Source organism: Pseudomonas sp. UBA5666 (genome assembly GCF_002420785.1).
GTDB classification, from domain to species: domain Bacteria; phylum Pseudomonadota; class Gammaproteobacteria; order Pseudomonadales; family Pseudomonadaceae; genus Aquipseudomonas; species Aquipseudomonas fulva.
This window is the reverse complement of sequence record NZ_DIIQ01000020.1, coordinates 36,576-54,067: the sequence shown is the minus strand read 5'-3', so window position 1 is coordinate 54,067 and position 17,492 is coordinate 36,576. Positions and strand designations below refer to the sequence as shown.

Genomic DNA, 17,492 nt, shown 5'->3' with positions numbered 1-17,492 from the left:
CGCCCCGTGCGTTTTGCAGCGGTCGATCAGAACTTGTAGCCCAGGCCGACCATGTAGACCCAAGGGTCCACGTCCACGTCGACCTTGGTCTTGCTATAACCCAAGGCGCTCGGGCCGTTCACGCTGGCCTTGGTGTCGATGTCCACGTACCAGACGGCGGCGTTGACCAGCAGGTTGTCGGTGATCATGTAATCCATGCCCAGCTGGCCGGCGAACCCGACCGAATCCTGCAGTTTCAGGTTGCTGAACCCTTGCTGCTTGCGGTTGCTGCTCAGGTCTTCATCGAAGAACAAGGTGTAGTTGATGCCCACGCCCGCATAAGGTTGGAACTTCGACGACGCCTCCATCGGGTAGTACTGCAACGAAAGGGTCGGCGGCAGCTGCTTGATGTCGGCCAGCTTGCCATCCAGCCCGCCGCCCAGCCCTTTCACGCCTACCGTGTGCTTGAACGGCGTGGCTGCCAGCAGTTCCAGGCCAACGTGGTCGGTGAGCATGTAGGCGAATGCCAGACCCAGCTGGGTATCGCTGTCCAGGGTCGCCTTGGTGCCTGCCACCTTGTTGCCGTCGAACTTCAGGTCGCTGCTGCTCTCGTTGGGCGCAGTGGTGATGGCGCCTGCACGTACGATGAAATCACCGGGCTGATACGCGTACGCAGCCGGGGCGGCGAGTGCCAGGGCCACGAGTGAGGCACCGAGCAAGGACTTGTTCATGGAAGCTCCCAAAGGACGTTGATAATCGTGTAGTCCAATGGTACGGATGCGATTAAACAGAAAGTTTGACCCAGCTCAACGAAGCGTCTGCACCGGCCTTCGGAAGGCTCATCTGAGTTCGTAGGCGTAGATCTTCTCGGCTTCCATCTGGTAACCCGCCTCAGCCAGTTCGCTGCTCGAAGGTTTGACGTGCATCGTGCCCTCTATCCAGTAGGGCTGGTACAGATCCTCTACCCGTACGCCCATTTCACTGACGATGTGCACAATCTGGTTCGACGGGGGCGGGGGCACATGGATGCACGCGCCGTAGTACGGCACCAGCAGAAATTCGGTGGTGCGGCCTTGCTCATTGACTTCCAGCGGCACGATGTAGCCCGGCAGCTTGATCTGCTGGCCATCGAGGCTGTTCACCACCGGTGCACCGGGCGCCTGCTGGCGCGCGGCTGGGGCGGACTCGGCAGACAGCGCATCGCTGAGCTGCGACATGTCATGCAGGGGTGCCAGTTGCGGTGCGACGACCGGTGCGCCCTCTGGGATCAGGGCGGGCCAGTCGAGCTCCCGGGGCTGCGATGCCCACGCAGGCACCGCGAGCATCACGAGCAGCGAACAAAGCAGGCGCCGGGCGGAGCTGCTGATTGACAGGCCGGCGCCAAAACGGCCAGTCCATGCGCTTGCTAGCGCGTCGCGAGCCACGAAGCAGGCGGTGAGAAATCGCATCATCACAGGCTCTCAAAGGTGGATCGACAAGCCATCTGCCAACGACTGTCGATAGGCTCGCCATGCCGGAACGCTGCCCATCAACAGCGCTGCGCCAAGGATGATAGCCAGCAACGACCATTCATGCGTGCTGGGCCAGGCCAGTGGCAGGTACAAGCCATAGTTGGCCTGCACGTAACCCTGGGCCAGGGCGATACCGGCGTACAGCAGGCCAAGCCCGGCAACGATCCCGGCAGTTGCCAGTGCCAGGGCCTCAAGCACCAGCAGCCCGGCGATGTGCCATGGCCGTGCACCGACCGAGCGCAGGATCGCCATTTCCCGGCGGCGCTCGTTCAGGCTGGTGAGGATCGCCGTGAGCATGCCAATCAGGCCAGTGAGCACGACGAACAGCGACACCACGAACAGGGCCTGTTCGGCAGTGCCCATCAGGCTCCACAACTCCTGCAACGCCACCCCTGGTAAAATCGCCAACAGCGGCTCGTTCCGGTACTCATTGATTTCGCGCTGCAGGCTGAAGGTGGCGATCTTGTTGTTCAAACCCAACATGAACGCCGTGATCGCAGCGGGTTGCAGGTCCATGCCACGCGCCTGTTCTGCACTGATGCGTCCCGCACCTCGGGCCGGCACGCCGTTGTGCCAGTCGATATGGATGGCCTCCATGCCGGCCAGGCTGATGTGCAAGGTGCGGTCAACCGGCGTGCCGGTGCGCTTGAGTACACCGACCACGGTAAAGGGTTTGTCGTCGTGCTTGACCAGGCTGATCGCCGCCACGCCATGGGCCAGCACCAGTTTGTCGCCCAGCTTGTAGTGCAAGGCATCGGCAACCTCTGCACCCAGTACCACCTCGAAAGGATCGTCGGCAAATTCCCGACCCTGGCGCAACGTCAGGTGCTGCTTGCGCCCGTACTGATAGTGGTCGAAATAGGCGCCGGTGGTGCCCATCACCCGGTAGCCGCGGTGCGAGTCGCCCAAGGAGATGGGGATCGCCCACTTCACCCGTGGGTCCTGGGCGTAGTGCTGGTAGCTGTCCCAGCGGATGTTGTTGGTGGCATTGCCGATGCGAAACACCGAGTACAGCAACAGGTTCACCGAGCCTGACCGCGCCCCGACAATCAGGTCAGTACCACTGATGGTGCTGGCAAAGCTGGCGCGGGCTTCGGTGCGCACCCGCTCGACAGCCAGCAGCAGGCACACCGACAAGGCGATGGCGAACGCGGTGAGAAAGGCGGTGAAGCGGCGGTTGGCCAGGCTGGCCAAGGCAAGACGAAGCAGGTACATCATGCCTCCCGGGGTTTGGCGGCGCGATTGAGCTCGGCCAGGGACAGGTGACGGTCGAACAACGGGGCCAGGCTTTGGTCATGACTGACGAACAGCAAGCTCGAGCCTGCCGCGCGGCATTCGTTGAACAGCAAGGCGATGAACGCTTCGCGGGTATCGGCATCCAGCGCTGATGTGGGCTCATCGGCGATCACCAGCTCGGGCTGGCCGATCAAAGCGCGGGCGGCGGCGACGCGTTGCTGCTGGCCGATCGACAGGCTGTCGGCTCGCCGCGCCAGCAACTGCCTATCGCCCAGGCCCAGATGGGCGAGCAATTCGCTGGCGGCCTGGTCGACGCTACCGTGGCGCTCGATGGCACGCTGGGCGCGGCTGCGGGAGAAACGACAGGGCAGCTCGACATTTTCCCGTACCGAGAGAAACGGCAGCAGGTTGAATTGCTGGAAGATGTATCCGGTGTGGTCCACACGGAAACGGTCACGGGCACCTTGGCCGAGTAAGGCCAGGTCCTGCCCAAGCAGTTGGATTCGCCCACGGGCTGGCCGGTTGACCCCGCCGAGCAAGCCCAGCAGGGTGGTCTTGCCACTGCCGCTGGGGCCCTTGAGAAACACGGCTTCACCGGCTTGCAGGTCAAAGGCGGGGATATCCAGCAACGGCGGTTGCCCCGGCCAGGCGAACTCCACGCCTTGCAGGTGGATCAGCGGCTGGTTCATTCAGAGTGTGACCACGGCCTTGGTTGGCGCGGTTTCCACTCCCTTCTGGCCGTTCGGGCCGATCAATTGCACATTGATTTTCTGCGTGGCGGGGAAGGCCTTGAACAGCGGCGACAGGTCGATCTGGGTGAGCTTTTCGGGCGCTGCGCAGGTGAATTGGTAATGGGCGTTGATGTCGCTGTGGACGTGGCCTTTCTCGTGCTCGTCGCCATCGTCGTCAGCCTTGGCCGCATCCCCGAACAGTGGGCTTTGCAGTTCTTGCTGGTCTGGCGTGCAACCAGCGGCCGCCGTCAGGGCGAACAACTTCAGGGGCTGTTCCAATTGCTGACGCACGGCGGCTACCTTGGCCTTGTCGGCATCGCTGCTGGCCATGTGCTCGAAGCCGACCAGGTTCATCGCCGGGCTGTCCAGCTCAAGCTCTAGGGTTTTGCCGTCGAGCACGGCATTGAGCTTGGCCACACCATGCTCATGGGCGGCAAGCGTGCCATGGCCGTGATCATGCTCATGTTCATCGTGGGCATGGGCCATCATGGCCAGGGGCAAGCAGGCGAAGGGCAGGGCTAGCAGCAGACGACGCATGGATGACTCCAGGAGCAGGTCAATAGAAGTGGTTATGTTATAACGATTGTTTGGCGGGCCGCCAGCCTCGTGGCTCAGGTTTCATGTTGCGGTAGCATGGCGACAATGACTTGAGTGAGGACCTACAGTGAGAATTCGTGGAACGATCGGTGAGTGGCCGGTGGACTTGACCATTGAGCTTGATCCCCAGGAATGGGCGCAGTTGGCGCGGCCAACCGAACAACTCCCCGCTTCGACACCCCAGCCAGCTGCCGCGATGCCTCCCGCAGCGACGAAGGATGACGGGCCATGGCGGGTAGCCTGCGAGTTGTTGCGCACGGCTGGCCGTATGGAGGGGCCAGAGCTGCTTGAGCAACTGCAGGGCGTCACGGGGGGCTTTGGCGCAGCCAAGCGGTTGCTGGTGCGGTTGCGGCACCACGGGCAGGTACGGGTGTTCAGTGAGGGCGAAACGCCGGTGTATGTATGGCAGACCGACGAAAAGGTGTAGATGACCTTCAAAAGACGTGACAGGTGTACCTGTGGCCGGCTCGCAGGTCACGGATGAACAGCCCAGGCAACGGGTGCTGTGCAGTCATCGTCAAGCTGCAGCCCTGATCAGCCTCCAGCCATTCGTAGCCCTCGGCAAAGCCTGAGCAAGGGGCATGAGCAAGGCCGCGTGCCTCACTCATGCCCTTCACCCCTGATGAGCCTCAGTACATCGCAGCGAACAGCTTACGGCGATACGTACCCACCAGCGGATGGGCACTGCCGAGCAACTCGAACACCTGCAGCAATGCCTTGTGCGGTAGCCCATTTTCGTAACCGCGATTGCGCTGGAACAACTTGAGCAGGCTTTCAAGCGCGGGCTCGTACTGCTGGCGTGCCAGCTGCTGGATGCACAGTTGGTACGTGGCCTCGTCATCTTGTGGGTTCTGTGCCAGACGGCTTTTCAGGTCTGCAACCTCCGGCAGGCTGGCGGCCTGGCGCAGGAAAGTCAGTTGCGCCTTGGCGCCGGCCAGGGCGGCCTTATGGTCCTCGGTCTTGACCGCGTCTAGCACCACCTGGGCCTCGCCCAGCTCACCGCGCTCGGCCAGGCAGCGGGCGTACAGGATCAGGCCTTCGGCGTTGCTATTGTCTTCTGCAAGCAATTGCTGCAGCACCGCTTCGGCTTCGCCAAAACGGCTTTCGGCGAACAGCGCCTGAGCCTGTTCCAGCGGCGAGGCGGTGGGTGGCGCCGGCAGTTGCACATGTGGCTCGAGCATGGTGCGGATCGCCGATTCCGGCTGAGCACCGGCAAAACCGTCGACCGGCTGGCCATCCTTGAACAGCACCACGGTTGGCAGACTGCGGATGCCGAATTGCGCCACGACCTGTTGCTCGACGTCGCAGTTGATCTTGGCCAGCAGCAGTTCGCCCTGGTACTCCTCGGCAATTTTTGCCAGAAGCGGCATCAGCGCTTTGCAAGGCGCGCACCATTCGGCCCAGAAATCGACCAGCACTGGCTTGTGGAATGAATTCTCGATCACCAGCTGCTGGAAGGTGGCATCGGTGGCATCGAAGATATAGGGGGTGTCCTGGGTCATCGCGACTCTCGCAAATCCGTGAATGGCACCACTATAAAGGCTCGCGGCTGGCGTGGTACAGGCTGACCCGGCGGAATTCGTGCGGCTCGGCCAAGTCCGGCAGGGTCAAGGCGTCGAGCACCCCAAGTGGTCGGTACAACGGGTGGCTGAAGTCCCGTACGCGAGAGTCGGCCACCAGTGCCTGTCGGCCCCGGTCGAGGAAGGTATCGAGCAGCGGCAGGTTGGCGCGGTCGTAGAGCACATCGGCCACCAGGATCAGGTCGAAACGGTCATCCTCGGCAAAAAAGTCGCTGCTGTAGCCCAGTTCCACTTGGTTCAAGGCGGCGTTGGCACGGCAGGCGCCCAAGGCCAGCGGATCAAGGTCGCAGGCCACGACCTCCAGCGCACCTGCACGGGCAGCGGCGATGCCGGCGATACCGGAACCGGCGCCAAAATCGAGCACCCGCTTGCCGGCTACCCACTCCCGGTGCTCGGCCAGGTAGCGCGCCATGGCCAGCCCACTGGCCCAGCAGAAGCTCCAGTACGGCGGATCTTCGAGAATGCGCCGGGTTTCTTCGCTGCTAAAAGCGCGGTCCATGTTCTGATCATCGATCAGCCATAATTTCAACGCACAGTCAGGCAGGTCGCTGATCACCAGCCGTGCCTCGCCAATCAGGCCGCTCAAGGCCTGTTGCAACGCCACTGGCGCCACTTACGGTGCCTTTTCGAACAGCAGCGGGCCGGTGGCCTGGGTCTGTGCCTGGGTGATGCGCAGCGGCGGCAAGTGCATGATCAACTGGCCTGAGCGGCTGGCTCGTCCACGCAGCTCTACCCTGGCGCCGGCCGGAAATGCCTCGGGGTTGAAACGCAGCTGGTAGGGCAGGGCCTGGCCGGTACCCGGCAAGGTGCTACTGGCCAGCAGCTGTTGCGGCCTGTCGCGGTCATCGATCACCAGCAGGGCAAGTTCTACCTCTGCGCCGGCGGGGATGCCCAGCAACGTGCCGCTCAGCTCGCGCTGATAGGCCGGCAAGGGGCCAAGCGGCTGGGCCTTTTTGGACAATTTGGCGGGCGCCGGAGCAGGCGGTTGTTCGGTCTTGGGCTGGTCACTGCCGCAGGCGGTGAGCAGGGCGGCGCAGCACAGCACGGCAAGCGCTCGAAGTGGCATGGGGTAGTCCTTCAGGGGCAGAATTGCATGGATGTTAACCCCTTTGGCTTGTCTTGCCAGTGGGATGCGCTACCATGGCCCTCCCTTTTTTTGTTGCCTGCCACCATGCACTGTCCCTTTTGCGGTGCCAACGACACCAAGGTCATCGACTCGCGCCTGGTCGCCGAGGGCGAGCAAGTGCGGCGCCGTCGCGAATGCGTCGCCTGCGGCGAGCGCTTCACCACCTTCGAGACCGCCGAGCTGGTACTGCCCCGGCTGATCAAACAGGACGGTACTCGCCAGCCCTTCGACGAAGACAAGTTGCGGGCCGGCATGCAGCGTGCGCTGGAAAAACGCCCTGTCAGTGTCGAGCGCCTCGAGGCCGCCCTGGCCCACATCAAGAGTCGGCTGCGCGCCACCGGCGAGCGCGAGGTCAAGTCGCTGGTGGTGGGCGAGCTGGTGATGGGCGAGTTGCGCAAACTCGATGAAGTCGCCTACATCCGCTTCGCCTCGGTTTATCGGCGCTTCCAGGACCTTGACGAATTCCGCGAAGAAATCGACCGCCTGGCCCGTGAGCCGGCCAAAGAGTGAGCATGCAAACCCCCGCAGCTGTGCTTGACGCCCATTACATGGCCCGTGCCCTTGAGTTGGCGCGCAAGGGGCTCTACACCACCCACCCCAACCCGCGTGTGGGTTGCGTCATCGTCCGTGATGGCGAGGTGGTGGGCGAGGGCTGGCATGTGCGCGCCGGGGAGCCCCATGCCGAGGTGCATGCGCTTGCCCAGGCAGGCGAGCGTGCGCGGGGCGGCTGTGCCTATGTCACCCTCGAACCCTGCAGCCACCATGGCCGTACGCCGCCGTGTGCCGAAGCCTTGGTCAAGGCCGGTGTGGCGCGCGTAGTGGCCGCCATGCAGGACCCCAATCCCCAGGTGGCTGGGCGGGGCCTGCAGCGACTTGCCCAGGCCGGTATCGACGTGGCCAGCGGGGTGCTCGAAGAGCAGGCGCGGGCACTCAACCCCGGGTTCCTCAAGCGCATGGAACAGGGGTTGCCGTTCGTGCGCGCCAAGCTGGCCATGAGCCTGGATGGTCGTACCGCCATGGCCAGCGGCGAAAGCCAGTGGATCACCGGCCCTGCGGCGCGTTCTGCCGTGCAGCGTCTGCGCGCGCGCTCCAGCGTGGTGCTGACCAGTGCAAGCAGCGTACTGGCTGACGGTGCCCGCATGACGGTGCGTGGCGCCGAGTTGGGCCTGGACGCCGAAACCACCGCGCTTGCCCTGAGCCGGGCACCGCTGCGGGTGCTGGTCGATGGCCGTTTGCGCTTGCCCTTGCAGGCGCCCTTCTTTCAGGCCGGCCCCGCGCTGGTGGTGACCGCCGTCGCAGATGACCCACGTTATGCCGCTGCCGGCCATGAACTGCTCAGCCTGCCGGGCGACAATGGCCATGTGGACCTGCGTGCCCTGCTTCAAGCTCTGGCCGCCCGTGGCGTCAACGAAATCCTGCTGGAAGCCGGCGCCGGCCTGGTCGGGGCCTTCGCCCAGCAAGGCCTTGTCGACGAGTACCAGCTGTTCATGGCAGGCACCTTCCTTGGCTCAAGCGCACGCCCACTGCTGGACTGGCCACTGAACCGCATGAGCGAGGCACCGCGGCTGAAGATCACCGACATGCGCGCAGTAGGCGATGACTGGCGGGTCACAGCCGTACCGCTGCCTGCGCCCGGCGTATAATGCGCGGCTTGCCCCGCGCACACCGTTTTGAGGAAGACCCATGTTCACCGGCATCATCGAATCCATCGGCACCATCCGCAGTCTGACGCCCAAAGGCGGCGACGTGCGCGTGCACGTCGACACCGGCAAGCTTGACCTGGGTGACGTCAAGCTCGGCGACAGCATCGCCGTCAATGGCGTTTGCCTGACGGCGGTGGAATTGCCTGGCAACGGCTTCTGGGCCGATGTGAGCGTGGAGACCCTCAAGCGCACGGCTTTCGTCGACTTGAAAAGTGGCAGCAAGGTCAACCTTGAAAAAGCGCTGACGCCAACCACCCGGCTGGGGGGACACCTGGTCAGCGGTCACGTCGACGGTGTCGGCGAAATCATCTCGCGCAGCGATAACGCCCGCGCCATCCAGTTTCGCGTGCGTGCGCCGCGAGAACTGGCCAAGTACATCGCCCACAAGGGTTCGATTACCGTCGATGGCACCAGCCTGACGGTCAACGAGGTCAATGGCGCCGAATTCGAGCTGACCATCGTCCCGCACACCCTGTCCGAAACCATCATGGCCGACTACCGCGCAGGGCGTCGGGTAAACCTTGAGGTCGACCTGCTGGCCCGTTACCTGGAGCGCTTGCTGCTGGGCGACAAGGCGGCCGAGCCGAGCAAGGGCAGTGGCATCACCGAAAGTTTCCTGGCCGCCAACGGCTTCTTGAAATCCTGATTGAGAAGGGGGTGCCGCGTGGCGCTCAACAGCATCGAAGAACTGGTCGAAGACATCCGCCAGGGCAAAATGGTCATCCTGATGGATGACGAAGACCGTGAGAACGAAGGCGATATCATCATGGCAGCCGAATGCTGCCAGCCCGAGCACATCAACTTCATGGCCAAGCACGCCCGTGGCCTGATCTGCATGCCGATGACCCGCGAACGTTGCGAAACCCTCAAGCTGCCCCTGATGGCGCCGCGCAATGGTTCAGGCTTCGGCACCAAGTTCACCGTTTCGATCGAGGCTGCCGAGGGTGTCACCACCGGCATTTCCGCCGCCGACCGTGCCCGCACCGTGCAAGCGGCTGCCGCCAAGGACGCCAAGGCCGAAGACATCGTCAGCCCTGGGCACATCTTCCCGCTCATGGCTCAGCCAGGCGGTACGCTGGCTCGCGCCGGGCACACCGAGGCAGCCTGCGACCTGGCACGCATGGCCGGGTTCGAGCCCAGCGGCGTGATCTGCGAGGTGATGAACGACGACGGCACCATGTCGCGCCGCGCCGAACTGGAAGTGTTCGCTGCCGAGCACGGCCTGAAGATCGGCACCATCGCCGATCTCATTCACTACCGCATGATCCACGAGCGCACCGTGCAGCGGGTTTCCGAGCAGTCGGTGGAAAGCGAGCTGGGCGAGTTCAACCTGGTCACCTACCGCGATGCGGTTGAAGGTGACGTGCACATGGCCTTGACCCTGGGCGCCATCTGCGCCGAAGAGCCCACCCTGGTGCGCGTGCACAACATGGACCCGCTGCGCGACCTGCTGCTGGTCAAGCAGCCGGGTCGCTGGAGCCTGCGCGCCGCCATGGCCGCCGTGGCCGAAGCCGGAAGCGGTGTGGTGCTGCTGCTGGGGCACCCGCTCGATGGCGATGTGCTGCTTGCGCATATTCGCGAAAGTGCAGGCGATGCACCGGCCAAGACCCCGACCACCTACAGCACCGTGGGTGCCGGTTCGCAGATCCTGCGTGACCTCGGCGTGCGCAAGATGCGCCTGATGAGTTCGCCGATGAAGTTCAATGCGATATCCGGATTCGACCTGGAAGTTGTAGAATACGTGCCCTCCGAGTGACTTGAGGCGGCAATGACGCCCTGCAGCTCGAGTCCATACCCCTGTCGAGGCCGCCAGCAAGCGGCCTTGCGTTTGAAGATGAGAATATCGCAATGACCCTGAAGACCATCGAAGGTACCTTCATTGCCCCCAAAGGTCGCTATGCTTTGGTGGTTGGCCGCTTCAACAGCTTCGTCGTCGAAAGCCTGGTAAGTGGTGCCGTTGATGCCCTGGTACGCCATGGTGTCAGCGAAAACGACATCACCATCATCCGTGCGCCTGGTGCGTTCGAGATTCCGCTGGTTGCCCAGAAGGTCGCCCAGCAAGGTGCTTACGACGCGATCATCGCGCTGGGCGCTGTAATCCGTGGCGGCACCCCGCACTTTGAATACGTGGCGGGCGAGTGCACCAAGGGCCTGGCTCAGGTGTCCATGGAGTTCGGTGTTCCTGTGGCGTTCGGCGTACTGACCGTCGACTCCATCGAACAGGCCATCGAACGTTCCGGCACCAAGGCCGGCAACAAAGGTGCAGAAGCTGCCCTGTCTGCCCTGGAAATGGTAAGCCTGCTGGCGCAGTTGGAGGCCAAGTGATTAGCGACGAAAGCGATCGTTTCAACCCGCGCGATCCCAAGCCTGCGGATGCCGGCAAGCCATCGAAAAGCGCCAAACGCCGTGAAGCCCGCAAGCTCGCGACCCAGGCACTGTATCAATGGCACATGGCGCATCATTCGTTGAACGAGATCGAAGCGCAGTTTCGGGTCGATAACGATTTTGCAGATGTCGACGGCGCCTACTTCCGTGAAATCCTGCATGGCGTTCCGGCCATCAAGGGCGAAATCGACGGTGCGCTCGAGCCCTGCCTGGACCTGAGCCTTGACGAACTCGACCCGGTCGAACTGGCCGTGTTGCGTCTGTCCACCTGGGAGTTCATCAAGCGCATCGACGTGCCTTACCGCGTTGTGATCAACGAAGGCGTCGAGCTGGCCAAGGTCTTCGGCGCCACCGACGGTCACAAGTTCGTCAACGGCGTGCTCGACAAACTGGCACCGACGCTGCGCGAAGCCGAAGTCAAGGCGAACAAGCGCTGATTGCGGCGCAGCCTGACCATGGGTGAGTTCGAGCTGATCAACCGTTACTTCGCCTCCGCGCACTGTGCAGTGCACGGCGAGGGCGAAGGGGTGGCGCTGGGCATCGGTGACGACTGTGCTCTGCTGGATCTGCCTCCCGGTGAGCAGTTGGCCGTCTCGACCGATACTCTGGTAGCTGGGGTGCATTTCCCTGCCGTCTGCGACCCGAAGCTGCTGGGTCAGCGCTGCCTGGCAGTCGCCGTCAGTGACCTGGCCGCCATGGGCGCTACCGCGATCGGTTTCACGCTGGCCCTCACCCTGCCTGACGTCAGCCACGCGTGGTTGGAGGAATACTCGGCAGGATTGAGCCGCATGGCTCACCGTTGCCGCATGAGCCTGATTGGCGGGGACACGACCCGGGGTCCGCTGAGCATCACCGTGACGGTGTTCGGCCGTGTGCCGGCCGGGCAGGCATTACGCCGCACTGGCGCCCAGCCGGGCGACCTGCTGTATGTCGGTGGCGTGCTGGGCAAGGCCGCTGGCGCCTTGCCTCTGGTGCTCGGGGAGCGCCAGGCGCCGCCGGACGTGGCAGAGCCGCTGCTGGCCCACTATTGGGCGCCCATGCCGCAGCTCACCCTCGGTGCCTTGCTCAGAGGGCACGCCACGGCGGCACTGGATATTTCCGATGGGTTGCTGGCCGATTGCGGTCATATCGCCAAGGCCTCTGGCGTGGCGCTCGAGGTGAACCTGGCGCAGGTGCCAGTGTCCCCCGAAGTGGAGGCGTTCCTGGGCCGCGAGGCAGCCGTGCAGGCAGCGCTCGCCGGTGGCGACGACTACATACTGGCGTTCACGGCACCTCCGGACGCCTTGACGCACCTTGCGCACTTTGGCTTCATCCAGGTCTACCCCATTGGCCGCGTGCTGCAAGGGCAGGGCGTGTCCCTGCGCGATGCGCACGGTCAGGACATCACGCCTCGGCAGCGGGGCTATCAACACTTTAGGGAGATACCGTGACCGACCACCCCAATCAGGTGCCTGCGGAGTTCGTTCCGCCATCGGTCTGGCGCAACCCTTGGCACTTCATCGCGTTCGGGTTCGGCTCCGGCACCTTGCCCAAAGCGCCCGGCACCTGGGGCTCGCTGGTGGCGATACCCTTCATTCCGCTCTGGCAGATGCTGCCCGATTGGGGGTATTGGCTGGTACTGGGGATCACCATGCTGTTCGGCTTCTGGCTGTGCGGCAAGGTGGCCAATGACTTGCGCGTGCATGACCACGAAGGCATCGTCTGGGACGAAATGGTCGGCATGTGGATCACGCTGTGGTTGGTGCCCGATGGCTGGCAGTGGCTGTTGGCGGGTTTTTTGATGTTCCGTTTCTTCGACATCCTCAAGCCTTGGCCCATTCGCTGGATCGATCGTCACGTGCATGGCGGCGTTGGCATCATGCTCGATGACGTGCTGGCCGGCGTCTTCGCCTGGTTGGGCATGCAGGTTCTGGTATGGGCTGTCGCGTAGAACGGGGGCTGCCATGGTGCTGAAGGGTGTGCTACTGGCATTGTTGATGGCCGCTGCCCCATGGGCGGCTGCCGGCGACAGCCAGCCTGGCCAGATTCGCCTGGTCAGCGAGGAGTGGGTCGACTACACCAACGCAGATGGCACCGGTGTGGCCTGGGACGTGATGCGCAAGGTGTTCCAGCCCGCAGGAATCGAGGTCGTGCCGCAGAGTGCGCCGTATAGCCGTGCCATTGGCCTGGTCAAACGTGGCGAGGCTGACGCCTGGGTTGGCTCGTACAAGGACGAAAGTGAAGACAACCTCTACCCTCGCTGGCACTTCGACGTCGACCATATCTACGCCCTGGGGCTTGCCAGCAAGCCGGCCCCCACACTGGCAACCATAGGCGATTATCGCCTGGCCTGGGTGCGTGGCTATGCCTATGGGAAATACCTGCCCCGCGTGCGGGAGTTCCGTGAAATCCAGCGACGCGAAGGCATTCTGCCCATGCTGGAGCATGACCGGGTGGACTTCTATGTCGACGCCATGACCGAAGTGGACTACGTCATCGGGCAAAGCTCGCAACCTGATCGATTCCGGCGCACCCATGTGGTCGAGCTGCCCATGTACCTGGCGTTTGCCCGCAGTCAGCGGGGTGAGGCACTGCGTGATGTGTTCGACAAACGCATGGCCGAACTGGTGCGCAGCGGCGAACTCAAGCCGATATTCGAACGTTGGAAACAGCCGTATCCTTTCGATGCCAGTACCAAACCGTAGCGCGTGGTACATGCCCGCAACCGCTACGCATCGAGGTTTTCGATAATAACCGGCGGTATACTGCGGGAGCACTGCCTGTAAGCTGCTGATACAATCGGTCCATTGAAATTCCCACTTATCCCAGGAGCACAACGTGCCCGTTGTCTTTGTTGCCGCCTCTAAACTCCCGACGCCTTTCGCGACTTTCACCATGCACGGCTTTCTGGATGAAGCCACTGGCCGCGAGCATGTGGTGCTCAGCCTGGGTGATATCGCCGATGGGCAGCCGGTACTGGGGCGCCTGCATTCCGAATGCCTGACCGGCGATGCCTTGTTCAGTCAACGCTGTGATTGCGGGTCGCAACTCGAAGCTGCCCTCCAGGCGATCGCCCGAGAAGGTCGTGGCGTGCTGCTTTACCTGCGCCAGGAAGGCCGTGGCATTGGCCTGCTGAACAAGATCCGCGCCTACGAACTGCAGGACGGAGGGGCGGACACGGTCGAAGCCAACGAGCGCCTCGGGTTTGCTGCGGATCAGCGCGACTATGCCATCTGCCTGCCGATGCTCGAGCACCTGGGTGTCAAGGCGTTGCGCTTGATGACCAACAACCCGCGCAAGGTCAAGGCCTTGACCGACATGGATATCGTGGTGGCCGAGCGTGTGCCGCTACACACCGGGCACAACCCGCACAACAGCCATTACCTGGCAACCAAGGCCGGCAAGCTGGGCCACATGCTGGGCAATGAACACCAGGGCGAGGTGCCCCAGGCGTGACCCGCGCCGAGGTCAAGCGGCGCCTCGCCCTGGCTTGGTGGCAGTACCTGGCGGTGGGGCTTGTGCCGCTGCCGGTCATGGCCTGGGCCTTTGGCGGTGGCGAGGCGATGATCCCCATGTTGGCCATGCCGCTGTTCATCGCTGGCGCAGCCACGTTGTTTCTCACCTTGCCGCGCTTCGGTGCCTACAAGCGCGCGCTGATTGCCACCTCCAAGGCGCTCGGTACCGAAGCCGAGCCTGCTGCGTGGATCGAACTGGCTCGCGTGCGGCGCCTGGCCATGACCTATGCCTGCTTCCCCGCCTGGGTAGCCGCCGTGTCGGTACTGGTGGGCCTGGAAACCGTCCCACAGGTGCTACTGGCCTTGTCCACCGTGGTCTTGCTCTACTTGTACCGTCTGCCGTCTCAGCTTGGCTGATGCGCCGGCTCATAGCGGGGCTGGCGCTACTGGCCTGCAGCCTGGCGAGCGCTGGGCCACTACGCGTCGTCAGCCTGGCACCGTCGTTGACGGAAATCATGCTCGAACTGCAGGCAGGCGACCTGCTGGTGGGGGTGCTCGATGGGGGTGAACGGCCACCGGCGTTGCGAGCGTTGCCCTCGGTGGGGCGCTATGGCCAGCTGGACATGGAGCGTTTGCTCAGTCTGCGCCCTGATCTGCTGCTGCTGTGGCCGGGCAGTGTACCGCCCGCGCAGCGCGACCAGCTCAAACGTCTGGGCATCCCTGCCTTCAGCGCAGAGCCCCACAGCATCGAGCAGTTGATTGGCCAGATCGAAGAAATCGCTGAACACGTAGGCCACGCTGACCAAGGCCGCCGCTACGCTCGCGCCCTGCGTGCACGATTGAAAACACTGCGCCAGCAGTACCGTCGCGACAGGCCCCTGCAGGTCTTCTACCAGGTCTGGGATCGCCCCTTGTACACCTTGGGTGGTCAGCAAGTGATCAGCGATGCACTGGCCGTCTGTGGTGCGCGTAATGTCTTTGCGGATTTGAACCCGGCAGCGCCCCAGGTGAGCGTAGAGTCGGTCATTGCGCGCGACCCCGACATCATCCTGGCCGCCGATGCGCAACAGTTGGCCAGTTGGAAGGCCTGGCCGACGCTGCGCGCGGTGGCGCAAGACGGGTTACTGGTGGTGCCGGACAACGGCATCGAGCGCCCCAGTGGGCAGATGATCGAAGCGACGGCTCGTCTGTGCGAACTGCTGGCCGCTAGAGCGCCGGTGCCCACGTCACGCTGAACAACAGCGTGCGCCCTTCTTCCTGGTAGGCATGGGGGCTGCCCTCGTAGCTGTACAGGGCGCGGCTGTAGCCACGGTCGAACAGGTTGTCCAGCTTCGCCTCCACGGTCAGCGCCTCGGTGGCTGCCCAACTGCCGCGCAGGCCCAGCAACCCATATCCACCCAAACGGTTGCGGTTGGCTTCATCATCGTAGCTGCTGCTGACAGCCTGTACGCTGGCACCGATGCCGAAGGGTCCCACACGGCGGTCCAGGTCCAGGCTCAGGGTGCGGCGTGCCCGTCGGGCCAATGTATGGCCACTGTCGCGGTCACGTGGGTCGATCATTGCCAGGCCCAGCTGGCTGCTCCATTCGCCCCACTGTTGGGCCAGGGCCAGCTCTACGCCATCGACGCGCGCCGAGGCCACGTTGCGGGGAATGGCGTCCTGACCGAACACGATCGCATCGCGCAGGTCGGTGCGGTACAGGGAAGCCTCCAGGCGGGTGTCGGTAGACAGCTGGCTGCGCCACTGCACTTCATAGGTCCTGGCGTGCTCGGGGTCAAGGTCAGGGTTGCTGAACTGCGGGTAATACAGGTCGTTGAACGTCGGGGCCCGGAAGCCTTCGCTGTAGGACAGCACCACATCATTGCGATCATCGAGCGCAACGCTCACGCTGCCACTCCAGGTGGTGTGAGTGCCGAACTGCTCGTTGCGGTCCTGGCGTACGCCCACTTCGGTGGAAAACAGCGGGCCTTGATAGCGGTGCTGAAGAAACACCGCCCGGTTCCAGCGGCTGTCCTTCTCGAAGTCGGTACTGGCGTGCACGCGGTCCTGATACCAGTCGGCGCCGGCGAGCAGGCTGTGCTGGTCGTTCAGGGCCAGGTCGTTCTGCCAGGTCATCTGGTCGCGGTAGGTGTTGAACACAAAGCGTTCAGGGCTCAACGTGTCGCGCTTGTCGTCACGGTTTTCGCTGTGCGCCACCTCCAGCCGCGTGTGCCAGTTGTCGGTGAGCTGGGCGTCGAGGTAACTGCCCAGGCTGGCAACGGTGAAGTCGGTGTACGGCTGTTGGCCGACGCTTTGGAAGGTGACAGGGTCGAAGCCGCCGAATGGATTGTCGTATTGACTGCGGCCCTGACTGTGCAGCAGGTTCAGGCCGACTTCGATGCGCTCGCCGAGCGTCTGGCTCAGGCTGAAGTTGAGCGATTTGTTGCGGTAAGCGTCATGGTCGGCGTCACTGCTGAACGACGGTCCGGTTGAATCGATGCCTGCCGTTTCGTCCAGGCTTGCGCCCAGGTTGAAGCGCGTTGAGCCATCGGCGCCCGACACACTCAGGCTGCGCTGGAAGGTTTTTCGGCTACCGGCAGCCAGGCGCACGCGCGGGTGCAGGCCGTCACCGAGGCTCCGTCGGGTGAACACTTGGATGACCCCGCCAATGGCATCGCTGCCATATACCGCCGACCGAGAGCCGCGAAGCACTTCGACACGCTCGATCTGGTCGACGTTGAGAAACTGCAGGCCGCTGTCGCCTGAGGTCGCGTTGGCGATGCGTACACCATCGACCAGCACCAGCGTTTGCGCGGTCTTGGTGCCGCGAATGAAAAGGCCTGGCAAGCTGCCGCGCCCGCCGGTCGGTGCCACTTGCACGCCCGGCACGCGGCTGAGCAGGTCCATGACGCTACTCGGTTGCAGGCGGTCGATATCGGCCCGGGTAAACACGGTGTTCGCAGCACTGGTGGCGGTGCGCGATTCGACCTGGCGGCTGGCACTGATGAGCACGTCAGGCAGTTTCAGGGCGTCATCTCGTTCGGACGCCAGCAAGGGCAGAGGGAGGCAAAGCAGGGTGGCAAGGGTCGGGTTTTTCACGGGCGGTACATATCTGCGAAGTCTGCGCACTCCAACACAGCGGAGCCCAGCGCAGAAAGGCCCTTGCCCTCAGAGTCGCCATGAACGAAAAAGAAGCCGGCAATCACAGACCCCGTTGGGTAAATGACTGCC

General features: G+C 63.6%; 23 protein-coding genes. 13 read left to right on the top strand and 10 right to left on the bottom strand.

All coding sequences use genetic code 11. The annotated features are described in order from the left end of the window. Window positions 1-26: 26 nt before the first annotated feature. From B2Y33_RS11415 to B2Y33_RS11395, 5 genes are all read right to left on the bottom strand, one after another. Window positions 27-710 carry an OmpW/AlkL family protein gene (locus B2Y33_RS11415; protein ID WP_111475835.1) on the bottom strand — a complete coding sequence of 228 codons (684 nt, stop codon included), beginning with the start codon at window positions 708-710 and terminating at the stop codon, window positions 27-29. A 108-nt stretch (window positions 711-818) separates the two neighbouring features. After that, window positions 819-1,304, bottom strand: coding sequence for a DUF3299 domain-containing protein (locus B2Y33_RS11410; protein WP_033695077.1), 486 nt, complete (start codon window positions 1,302-1,304; stop codon window positions 819-821). 135 nt (window positions 1,305-1,439) lie between these two features. After that, the gene (locus tag B2Y33_RS11405) at window positions 1,440-2,705 is read right to left on the bottom strand and encodes an ABC transporter permease (protein ID WP_027915120.1); all 1,266 of its coding nucleotides are present in this window, start codon (window positions 2,703-2,705) and stop codon (window positions 1,440-1,442) included. Continuing rightward, window positions 2,705-3,415, bottom strand: coding sequence for an ABC transporter ATP-binding protein (locus B2Y33_RS11400; RefSeq protein WP_028687669.1), 711 nt, complete (start codon window positions 3,413-3,415; stop codon window positions 2,705-2,707). The genes B2Y33_RS11405 and B2Y33_RS11400 overlap by 1 nt, the downstream gene beginning before the upstream one ends. Next, window positions 3,416-3,994, bottom strand: coding sequence for a DUF2796 domain-containing protein (locus tag B2Y33_RS11395; RefSeq protein ID WP_027915122.1), 579 nt, complete (start codon window positions 3,992-3,994; stop codon window positions 3,416-3,418). It abuts the gene before it with no gap. A gap of 127 nt (window positions 3,995-4,121) precedes the next feature. Between B2Y33_RS11395 and B2Y33_RS11390 the strand changes: the two genes are divergently transcribed. Next, window positions 4,122-4,481, top strand: coding sequence for a hypothetical protein (locus B2Y33_RS11390; protein ID WP_111475836.1), 360 nt, complete (start codon window positions 4,122-4,124; stop codon window positions 4,479-4,481). A gap of 7 nt (window positions 4,482-4,488) precedes the next feature. On the opposite strand, the gene B2Y33_RS11385 is transcribed toward B2Y33_RS11390, so the two are convergent. The 4 genes from B2Y33_RS11385 to B2Y33_RS11370 are packed head-to-tail and all read right to left on the bottom strand — an operon-like array spanning window position 4,489 to window position 6,700. Then, entirely contained in the window at window positions 4,489-4,662 is a 174-nt protein-coding gene (locus tag B2Y33_RS11385; protein ID WP_157852844.1) for a hypothetical protein, read from the bottom strand. A gap of 21 nt (window positions 4,663-4,683) precedes the next feature. Further along, complete coding sequence (gene trxA, locus B2Y33_RS11380; RefSeq protein WP_027915124.1) at window positions 4,684-5,556, bottom strand: thioredoxin; 873 nt, start codon at window positions 5,554-5,556, stop codon at window positions 4,684-4,686. 31 nt (window positions 5,557-5,587) lie between these two features. Next, window positions 5,588-6,247, bottom strand: a complete 660-nt coding sequence (locus B2Y33_RS11375; protein WP_088523673.1) for a class I SAM-dependent methyltransferase — start codon at window positions 6,245-6,247, stop codon at window positions 5,588-5,590. Continuing rightward, on the bottom strand, window positions 6,248-6,700 hold the full coding sequence (locus tag B2Y33_RS11370; protein ID WP_111475837.1) for a YbaY family lipoprotein: 453 nt from the start codon (window positions 6,698-6,700) through the stop codon (window positions 6,248-6,250). It abuts the gene before it with no gap. Window positions 6,701-6,805: 105 nt separating this feature from the next. Between B2Y33_RS11370 and nrdR the strand changes: the two genes are divergently transcribed. From nrdR to B2Y33_RS11310, 12 genes are all read left to right on the top strand, one after another. After that, on the top strand, window positions 6,806-7,270 hold the full coding sequence (nrdR, locus tag B2Y33_RS11365; protein ID WP_027915127.1) for a transcriptional regulator NrdR: 465 nt from the start codon (window positions 6,806-6,808) through the stop codon (window positions 7,268-7,270). A gap of 2 nt (window positions 7,271-7,272) precedes the next feature. Continuing rightward, window positions 7,273-8,403 carry a bifunctional diaminohydroxyphosphoribosylaminopyrimidine deaminase/5-amino-6-(5-phosphoribosylamino)uracil reductase RibD gene (ribD, locus tag B2Y33_RS11360; RefSeq protein WP_023535003.1) on the top strand — a complete coding sequence of 377 codons (1,131 nt, stop codon included), beginning with the start codon at window positions 7,273-7,275 and terminating at the stop codon, window positions 8,401-8,403. Window positions 8,404-8,443: 40 nt separating this feature from the next. Beyond that, complete coding sequence (locus B2Y33_RS11355; protein ID WP_023534964.1) at window positions 8,444-9,109, top strand: riboflavin synthase; 666 nt, start codon at window positions 8,444-8,446, stop codon at window positions 9,107-9,109. Between the two features lie 18 nt (window positions 9,110-9,127). Then, window positions 9,128-10,219, top strand: a complete 1,092-nt coding sequence (gene ribBA / locus B2Y33_RS11350) for a bifunctional 3,4-dihydroxy-2-butanone-4-phosphate synthase/GTP cyclohydrolase II (RefSeq protein ID WP_027915129.1) — start codon at window positions 9,128-9,130, stop codon at window positions 10,217-10,219. A gap of 92 nt (window positions 10,220-10,311) precedes the next feature. Further along, window positions 10,312-10,788: a 6,7-dimethyl-8-ribityllumazine synthase gene (gene ribE, locus B2Y33_RS11345; RefSeq protein WP_023534949.1), complete on the top strand. Its 477-nt coding sequence runs from the start codon at window positions 10,312-10,314 to the stop codon at window positions 10,786-10,788. Further along, the gene (nusB, locus tag B2Y33_RS11340) at window positions 10,785-11,285 is read left to right on the top strand and encodes a transcription antitermination factor NusB (RefSeq protein ID WP_027915130.1); all 501 of its coding nucleotides are present in this window, start codon (window positions 10,785-10,787) and stop codon (window positions 11,283-11,285) included. Before ribE ends, nusB begins: the two co-directional genes overlap by 4 nt. A gap of 18 nt (window positions 11,286-11,303) precedes the next feature. Continuing rightward, complete coding sequence (gene thiL / locus B2Y33_RS11335; protein ID WP_027915131.1) at window positions 11,304-12,278, top strand: thiamine-phosphate kinase; 975 nt, start codon at window positions 11,304-11,306, stop codon at window positions 12,276-12,278. Continuing rightward, complete coding sequence (locus tag B2Y33_RS11330) at window positions 12,275-12,778, top strand: phosphatidylglycerophosphatase A family protein (protein WP_023535011.1); 504 nt, start codon at window positions 12,275-12,277, stop codon at window positions 12,776-12,778. Before thiL ends, B2Y33_RS11330 begins: the two co-directional genes overlap by 4 nt. 13 nt (window positions 12,779-12,791) lie before the next feature. After that, window positions 12,792-13,532 (top strand): substrate-binding periplasmic protein, encoded by a 741-nt coding sequence (locus tag B2Y33_RS11325; RefSeq protein WP_206405814.1) that lies wholly within the window; start codon window positions 12,792-12,794, stop codon window positions 13,530-13,532. A gap of 133 nt (window positions 13,533-13,665) precedes the next feature. After that, window positions 13,666-14,283: a GTP cyclohydrolase II gene (gene ribA, locus B2Y33_RS11320; RefSeq protein WP_023534989.1), complete on the top strand. Its 618-nt coding sequence runs from the start codon at window positions 13,666-13,668 to the stop codon at window positions 14,281-14,283. Further along, a complete protein-coding gene (locus tag B2Y33_RS11315; RefSeq protein WP_027915133.1) occupies window positions 14,280-14,699 on the top strand; it encodes a hypothetical protein in 420 nt (139 codons plus the stop codon). Before ribA ends, B2Y33_RS11315 begins: the two co-directional genes overlap by 4 nt. After that, a complete protein-coding gene (locus B2Y33_RS11310; RefSeq protein WP_028687664.1) occupies window positions 14,699-15,517 on the top strand; it encodes a cobalamin-binding protein in 819 nt (272 codons plus the stop codon). Before B2Y33_RS11315 ends, B2Y33_RS11310 begins: the two co-directional genes overlap by 1 nt. Here the strand turns inward: B2Y33_RS11310 and B2Y33_RS11305 are convergent. Beyond that, entirely contained in the window at window positions 15,489-17,360 is a 1,872-nt protein-coding gene (locus B2Y33_RS11305) for a TonB-dependent receptor domain-containing protein (protein ID WP_206405813.1), read from the bottom strand. The two genes, B2Y33_RS11310 and B2Y33_RS11305, sit on opposite strands and share 29 nt — an antisense overlap. Window positions 17,361-17,492 lie beyond the last annotated feature (132 nt).

Bases quoted from the DNA above. Each gene is read 5' to 3' on its own strand.
- B2Y33_RS11400 (WP_028687669.1), bottom strand. From the start codon at position 3,415: ATGAACCAGCCGCTGATCCACCTGCAAGGCGTGGAGTTCGCCTGGCCG.
- ribD (WP_023535003.1), top strand. From the start codon at position 7,273: ATGCAAACCCCCGCAGCTGTGCTTGACGCCCATTACATGGCCCGTGCC.
- trxA (WP_027915124.1), bottom strand. From the start codon at position 5,556: ATGACCCAGGACACCCCCTATATCTTCGATGCCACCGATGCCACCTTC.
- B2Y33_RS11385 (WP_157852844.1), bottom strand. From the start codon at position 4,662: ATGAGTGAGGCACGCGGCCTTGCTCATGCCCCTTGCTCAGGCTTTGCC.
- B2Y33_RS11370 (WP_111475837.1), bottom strand. From the start codon at position 6,700: ATGCCACTTCGAGCGCTTGCCGTGCTGTGCTGCGCCGCCCTGCTCACC.
- B2Y33_RS11310 (WP_028687664.1), top strand. From the start codon at position 14,699: ATGCGCCGGCTCATAGCGGGGCTGGCGCTACTGGCCTGCAGCCTGGCG.
- nrdR (WP_027915127.1), top strand. From the start codon at position 6,806: ATGCACTGTCCCTTTTGCGGTGCCAACGACACCAAGGTCATCGACTCG.
- B2Y33_RS11395 (WP_027915122.1), bottom strand. From the start codon at position 3,994: ATGCGTCGTCTGCTGCTAGCCCTGCCCTTCGCCTGCTTGCCCCTGGCC.
- B2Y33_RS11405 (WP_027915120.1), bottom strand. From the start codon at position 2,705: ATGTACCTGCTTCGTCTTGCCTTGGCCAGCCTGGCCAACCGCCGCTTC.
- B2Y33_RS11355 (WP_023534964.1), top strand. From the start codon at position 8,444: ATGTTCACCGGCATCATCGAATCCATCGGCACCATCCGCAGTCTGACG.
- thiL (WP_027915131.1), top strand. From the start codon at position 11,304: ATGGGTGAGTTCGAGCTGATCAACCGTTACTTCGCCTCCGCGCACTGT.
- B2Y33_RS11415 (WP_111475835.1), bottom strand. From the start codon at position 710: ATGAACAAGTCCTTGCTCGGTGCCTCACTCGTGGCCCTGGCACTCGCC.
- B2Y33_RS11410 (WP_033695077.1), bottom strand. From the start codon at position 1,304: ATGCTCGCGGTGCCTGCGTGGGCATCGCAGCCCCGGGAGCTCGACTGG.
- ribE (WP_023534949.1), top strand. From the start codon at position 10,312: ATGACCCTGAAGACCATCGAAGGTACCTTCATTGCCCCCAAAGGTCGC.
- B2Y33_RS11325 (WP_206405814.1), top strand. From the start codon at position 12,792: ATGGTGCTGAAGGGTGTGCTACTGGCATTGTTGATGGCCGCTGCCCCA.